The sequence below is a fragment of the Acidiplasma aeolicum genome, from assembly GCF_001402945.1.
Classification (GTDB): Archaea; Thermoplasmatota; Thermoplasmata; order Thermoplasmatales; family Thermoplasmataceae; genus Acidiplasma; species Acidiplasma aeolicum.
Genome location: NZ_LKBG01000279.1, coordinates 1 through 6,691, shown reverse-complemented (window position 1 = coordinate 6,691; position 6,691 = coordinate 1). Strand labels below are relative to the sequence as shown.

Genomic DNA, 6,691 nt, shown 5'->3' with positions numbered 1-6,691 from the left:
GATCTTATAATAAAAACAACAATGAATTTTTAATTATTATAACCAAAAATGAATAAAAGTATTAATTCTAAATCCTGTAATTGCAATAAAATATGTATACTTGTATTAATCCCGTATTAAAGAGTTAAGTTTTAAAATGCCTATTAAAAATATTGAAATGGAAATAACCATTGTAAATGCCCAGAATAACTCAGTTGAAATTATATACTGTTTTATATGTGTTAGTATGTATATATCTGTATATACAAGACTGCCATCTATAGATGTATGAAGAATTGATGAAGTTATATACGTCATTATTCCATGCCCGGATAATTTCCCGAATTTCATAAATGTTGCCGTTCCAGGATGAAATAATAGTGATGAAATAATATTTAATATTATTAATATAAGCAAAAATCCGGATAAATTATTAAAATCCTCGATGAAAATTACAGCTATATCAACTGCTGAAAAACCAATGCCTATAAAAAATGCCATTTTTTCAGGTTTTATGCTTATGGCAAAATATGTAAATCCCTCCTGAATGAATCCTGCAGCCATGCCGAGATATATGGAATAAATAATGGCATTTTTTATTTCTATCGTTTTTATATTTTTTATTAAATATGAGATATTATAATGGTGATCAACAAGAATGATAATTTCAGGAATTTGGTCAATGATCAGCTGAATAAGAAGTGCTCCAAGCATAAATATTATTCCGATGCCTACTGAAATTAACACATCCTTAAACTTCAAATTAACAAACAAACGCATATTTTAACACCCATATTTTCATTTATTTATTTTTTCTATTTGTTATAGGTGTTATATATCTATTATATATAATATTTTTAGTTGAGGAAATTATCATTAGTTTCAAGCAATTATTAAAAAGGAAAATATTTATATAACTGTTATAGATAATATATATCAGGAGGTATAATAATGGCATCTGATGGTGATGCATATGGGGAAAAAAGGAAATATTCTGCAAAATCTGTTGATATTGATGAAAACGAGGCTTTTAAAATTTCTGTAGACCTGTCCTCACCGGAACCAATATATAAGCAGATATATAACTGCATTGTCAAAAATATAGCAATTGGAATGCTTAAAAAGGGTGATAAACTTCCATCATCAAGAGAATTATCATCAATACTTGGAATAAATTATCATACTGTTAACAAGGCTTACAGTGAGCTTGAAAATGATGAATACATATATCAGGATAGGCGCAAGCATGTTATTGTTTCCGGTATAAGGAAGGAGCATAAAACCATGAACCCATTATGGGAAAAACAGATAAAAAATTTAATTCTGGAGGCCATATCAAGCGGTTTTTCTGTGGATGAAATAAAGGCAAAGATAAATGATTTAATTGAGGAGGCATTGAATCAGGAGGAAAATTAATATGATTCCGCTTTTATTTATATTAATAAATGTGCCTGTGATAATTTTTATAGGTCTTGCCTATGGTTTAATTCCATATTTAACAAGGCCGGAGCTTGTATTTGGTATTAGAATAAAAGGCGATGTTTATAATCAAAAAATAAAAAGCATGAAATTTAAAAATTTGTTAATTGACCTTTTGATTTCAATAGTATTTACATTGTTAACATTAATATTATACGTTTATATTAATATAATTGTTTTATTAATACTGCCTTTGACCGAGATAATTTTGGTATTGCTTGTTTACTTTTACTTTAGGTCACATGTTAGGCTTTTGAAAATTAATTTAGAAGATAACCAAAAGGTGATATCTTCCTATATTCCAAAATCCAATATAAAGGTAAGTTTGTTATGGTATGTATTTCCCTGGATTGAGCTTATGTTTTTTATTATTATTGGTATTATTTACTACCCGCATATACCATCAAGATTCCCCACACATTTTGGTTTATCCGGAAAACCAAATGAATATGCATCAAAATCGCCATACTCTGCTTTTTTTCTTATATTATTCGTGGGAGTTCCTGTAACTGTTGTATTTGATGTACTGTCATATGCAATTCAAAGGTCTGCTGCGGGCAATTCCCCAACAAAAAAATCCTTAATACAATTTAGAAGCTTTAATACAGGCATGGTTAAACTGCTTATGGGTATAAATTTAATTATTATTCTGAATATGTTCCTTGCAGCCGCCATTACCTGGGAATTAATTCCAAAATCATATATATTTATTATTGCGCTCCCGGTTCTGTTAATATTTCCCTTAATTTTATGGTATTCTGTTACCACAGGCCAGACAGGATGGAAGAAATATCCATATCTTAAGGATAATGAACATGATAATAACATTGAGGACGATAAGGAATGGGCAGGGGGTTTAATCTACCACAATAAGGAGGATAATAGAATACTTGTACCCAAAAGGTACGGTATTGGCTATACTTTGAATTTCTCAAATAGGTGGAGCTATATAATACTCATAATAATATTTGCAGTAATAATAATTTCACTTTTAATTGCATTATTACACCCTTAATAATTTTTTTCAGTTACCATTTAAAAATATTAAAGTTTTGTCCATTATATTATAATATTTATAAACTTTAAATTCACAGTTAAAATAAGGGTTGAAAAATATAACCTACATAAAAAACTCATTTTTAATAGCGTTTATTGCATCATCTATTTCATTAAAAGTATTGTAAAAGTGTGGTGAGATCCTCAGGGATTCAGCACGTGCAGAGGTTATAATATTATATTTCTTTTTTAAAATATATTCTGCCTCTGCAGGATTTTTCAATGGTATTGCTATTATATTTGCCGATTCTATTGGTGTTGCCAGTTTAATATTGTATTTTTCTAGCCTTTCCTTTGCATAATTAAATAATTTTCTATCCTCATTTTCAACATCATTATAATTCTTTAATATACATCTCATGCCTTCTATTGATGCATATATGGCTGGCATTCCCCATGTGCCATTTTCAAACCTTCTTGCACCTGAGGCATAATTAATATCTTCAGCTCCAAATTGTGCAGGATCCCTTTGAGAAAACCAGCCTATATTGGTGGGAGTTAGCTCATCACTAATTTTTGGATTTACATACAAAAATGCAACTCCAGAAACACCAAGTAGCCATTTCAGGTTTCCAGAGGCGAGAAAGTCTATTTTTTCATTTTGAACATTAATATTCAACGCCCCGAGGGATTGATAATCATCAACGTATATGTACGAGTTATTTTCATGAGCTATTTTGGCAATTTCACTTACATTTTGCATAAATCCATTAAGAGACGATACATGTATTGCAGTGACAAGGGTGGTGCTGTCATTTACTGCTTTTTCATATTCATTAATTTTAATAATTCCATTCTTATTTTTTATTGTTTTTATTTCAAGTCCATATTTTTTGTATGCCTGAAGAATAAAATTTGTGGTTGGGAATTCTAAATCGCTGGTTACTATATTGTTATTTCTTTTAAATGTAAATGAGCTCATCACTGCATCCAATGCAGAAGAGACTGAATATAGTACTGCAACATCATTAGCATTGGCGTGTATTATATCTGCAAAGAGTTTTCTGGCCTCATTTACCTTTTCCACCCACATATTCCAAGGATTTCCAAATGTTATAACATCGTCTGTATATTTTTCTAATGCATATTTTACACTTTTAAGCATTGGTGATTTGGAACATGCTGCAAGATGGTCAATTTTATCAAGGCCATAAAATAAATTTCTTATATTTTCTTTATTCATTGTTATTCCTCCTTAAAATCTAATTTTAGTTTATATTTTTTCCCAGCGTATATGTATAAAATGGCACATATGGCATAGGCAAGAATCACAAATGGACCCAGATCTATGGGAAATGTGAGTGATGAGATGGAATAATAAATTGCAAGAGCAACTATTACTGTTGATATTGATGGCATAATAATATGGGTTGATATCTTTTTTAATGTTTTTTCTCCCTCATTTTTAAATTTGGAATACAGAGAAAAATTAAGCATCACATGAATTATTAATGTTGTTACAGTACTTACTGTTGCAAAAAATAGGAAATCGTCAAAAAATCCATTAAAAAAGCCACCCTCAACATAATAAAAAATCATTGAAGATAACCCCGATAGAACAAAGAATATAATAATTATGTATATTAATGCAACATGGGGCGATTTATTTTTATTATGGACTGTGGATAAACGTGATGATATTAGTCCATCTCTTGCCATAGCATATATATTTCTAGAAAGTGCTGTTGCCATTGTAACAAATAGTGGATAGACAACAAAGAAATTTAATAAAAAGAATATGCCATTTGGCACAGATCCAAATTTTGATATTATTATGAATCCTGGGAAGATACTATTGCTGAAAGATGCCATATTATTTAATCCCCACCCAGCAACCATTGCATAGGAGCCGAGAAGATATATTGAACCCATAATTAGGATTATTGCCAACACAGCCATTCCTATTGATTTTCTTGGTGCTTTTGCCTCCTCACCTAAAGGAACTATTGACCCAAATCCTGCAAAAGAAAGGTAGCTCCCCGTTATAAATCCAAGGAATACTCCTTTTATACCAATATTATACGTCGTAAATGGTATTGCACCGATTTTTGGTGAAGATATTATTATGATAATTGATATTGTAACCACAAAAATAATCTGAATCATATTTACAACAATTTGAGATTTATAAGATGGTTTTATACCTTTATAAACTACATAAAACGCAGGTATAGAAATCAAAACAATGTAAATATAGCTAATGTAATCTGGTATGCTTATGCTTGTTATATACCCAAGTGTAGGAGAAAACGTTAGTATGTAATAACCTAGAATAAAAAGTAAGTTCGCAAATTCATAAAGTATGTAAAGAAATGCAGCAAATGATCCAGCAATATGACCAAGGCCATCACCTATATATCCGTAATATCCTCTGGCACTGGCCATCTTTTTAGAATACTGGTATATTGAATTTCCTGCAAGCAATGATGCCAAAAGGCCTATTATAAAGGATAATGGAGTTGCACCAAGTGCAAAAGCAGCAGCACCTAAAATAGAACCCCCAAATAACCAATTCATGAATAAAAAATATGCCAATATTATTATAATTGCTGTTTCAATAATAATAGCAGCCCTTATAATCATCCCATTTGCAATTCAGCCCTTTGAGGAACCCTCAGGAAAATTTTTTAGGGTCAGCTCACACGGTGATAGCAGGGTAAATATTTTATTGGTGAGCTGGCTGGGATGCCCAATAGGCGCATCCCTTTCATGGCCCCTGTATTTTGCATTAACACATTATGGAAATGTATCGTATTATCAATGGCATTCAGACCCATCAGATGTTTATCCAGATACGCCTGGATTAATTTTCACTGGATTTAAATCAAATGCCATAAATGCAACATTTATTTACCTTTACAATGAGACCTTAACTGGAAATGCACAAAATAAAACCATTAATGGAAATCTTGTTGATTATGGGTTATCCGAATTAAAATCAAGTGTTAACGTCAGCGAATATGAAATAATAAAAAAGTACACAACACAGGAGTGGATTTCAGGCAGCTTCTTTCAGAGCAGTGCAGATTCAGTTTCACCACACCATATAAATACCGTTTTATTAATTTCAGGTCCAAACGGCACATACTTTTTAAATGGCGGTCTTTACAGCCCAAAGAATATATCATCATACAGCGATAATTATCTTTTGGAAAATGGATTAAATATAACATATATAAGGTCTGCGGAAAATGAAATAGAAAATCAAATAAAAGCAGTTGAATAATTTTTATTTATTGTTCTGTATTAAATAAAGGTATAAATAAAGTTTTTAAATATATCATGGAAAAAAATGATAATAGCCACAGTATCTTTTAGGGATGGCAGGCTTGTTGAATCAGACCCTTCTGATGAAATTTCTGTTCTGGATATAAAAAGGTCACTTGCGTATGCATTTTTATATGACTATACGGTAAATGTTTATTCCAATAATTTAATTTACAGGGATGTTAAGGTCATTGCAATCAAATTTAATGAGAATGGAAACCTGTTTTTCACGGGAGTTTTTAGCCATGAAAAAAGGGTTATTAAAAAAAGTTTTTCATGGAGGGAAATAAATTACATTGACATAAATATAAATAAGGAGCCCGAAAGTTATTACTGAGGTTTTAATTTATATGAAAATTTCTGTTTTACCTTTTCAACCTTTGGTTTTATAACAATTCTGCAATATCCCTTCTCCGGATGCTTTGCAAAGTAATCCTTATGATAATCCTCGGCCGGATAAAAATTACGGTACGGTTCAACCGACACAACTATTTTATCATATTTTCCAGACGCCTCAAGGGATTTAATATAATCCAGAGACCTATTTCTCTGCTCTTCATTTGTATAAAAAATTGCCGTACGGTAATTTGTACCTATGTCCTCACCCTGCCTGTTTAATGTTGTTGGGTCTATTGCCGAAAAATATATCTCAAGCAGGTCATTAAAGCTGATTTGATCGTTATCAAATCTTATTTTAACGGTTTCTGCATGGCCTGTTTCCTGACTGCATACCTGCTCATATGTGGGATTTACCGTGGTCCCCCCTGAATAGCCAGGCTGGACATCAACAACACCCCTTATGTCCTTAAAAACAGCCTCCATGCACCAGAAGCAACCTCCAGCAAAATAACATACATCTTCCATGATTTTATATTCTAATTTAATAATTATAGATTTCTATAATAAAAGA

8 protein-coding genes are annotated in these 6,691 nt (G+C 31.2%); 4 read left to right on the top strand and 4 right to left on the bottom strand.

Annotation, left to right across the window (positions count from 1 at the left end; translation table 11 throughout):
- Positions 1–105: 105 nt before the first annotated feature.
- A complete protein-coding gene (locus AOG54_RS08835) occupies positions 106–759 on the bottom strand; it encodes a hypothetical protein (RefSeq protein ID WP_055032622.1) in 654 nt (217 codons plus the stop codon).
- A 171-nt stretch (positions 760–930) separates the two neighbouring features.
- Between AOG54_RS08835 and AOG54_RS08830 the strand changes: the two genes are divergently transcribed.
- Both AOG54_RS08830 and AOG54_RS08825 read left to right on the top strand, forming a co-directional pair.
- A complete protein-coding gene (locus AOG54_RS08830; RefSeq protein ID WP_052656698.1) occupies positions 931–1,395 on the top strand; it encodes a GntR family transcriptional regulator in 465 nt (154 codons plus the stop codon).
- Between the two features lies 1 nt (position 1,396).
- Positions 1,397–2,473 (top strand): DUF1648 domain-containing protein, encoded by a 1,077-nt coding sequence (locus AOG54_RS08825; RefSeq protein ID WP_054963928.1) that lies wholly within the window; start codon positions 1,397–1,399, stop codon positions 2,471–2,473.
- A 105-nt stretch (positions 2,474–2,578) separates the two neighbouring features.
- Here AOG54_RS08825 and AOG54_RS08820 read toward each other — a convergent pair whose 3' ends face one another.
- Together AOG54_RS08820 and AOG54_RS08815 are read right to left on the bottom strand one after the other, a co-directional pair.
- Positions 2,579–3,697: an aminotransferase class V-fold PLP-dependent enzyme gene (locus tag AOG54_RS08820; protein ID WP_048101213.1), complete on the bottom strand. Its 1,119-nt coding sequence runs from the start codon at positions 3,695–3,697 to the stop codon at positions 2,579–2,581.
- 2 nt (positions 3,698–3,699) lie between these two features.
- On the bottom strand, positions 3,700–5,031 hold the full coding sequence (locus AOG54_RS08815; RefSeq protein WP_162200886.1) for an APC family permease: 1,332 nt from the start codon (positions 5,029–5,031) through the stop codon (positions 3,700–3,702).
- Here AOG54_RS08815 and AOG54_RS08810 point away from each other — a divergent pair.
- The gene (locus tag AOG54_RS08810) at positions 5,030–5,740 is read left to right on the top strand and encodes a DUF929 domain-containing protein (protein WP_048102462.1); all 711 of its coding nucleotides are present in this window, start codon (positions 5,030–5,032) and stop codon (positions 5,738–5,740) included. The two genes, AOG54_RS08815 and AOG54_RS08810, sit on opposite strands and share 2 nt — an antisense overlap.
- 66 nt (positions 5,741–5,806) lie before the next feature.
- Positions 5,807–6,118: a hypothetical protein gene (locus AOG54_RS08805; protein WP_048102461.1), complete on the top strand. Its 312-nt coding sequence runs from the start codon at positions 5,807–5,809 to the stop codon at positions 6,116–6,118.
- Here the strand turns inward: AOG54_RS08805 and msrA are convergent.
- Positions 6,112–6,645: a peptide-methionine (S)-S-oxide reductase MsrA gene (gene msrA, locus AOG54_RS08800; RefSeq protein WP_048102460.1), complete on the bottom strand. Its 534-nt coding sequence runs from the start codon at positions 6,643–6,645 to the stop codon at positions 6,112–6,114. The genes AOG54_RS08805 and msrA overlap by 7 nt on opposite strands.
- Positions 6,646–6,691 lie beyond the last annotated feature (46 nt).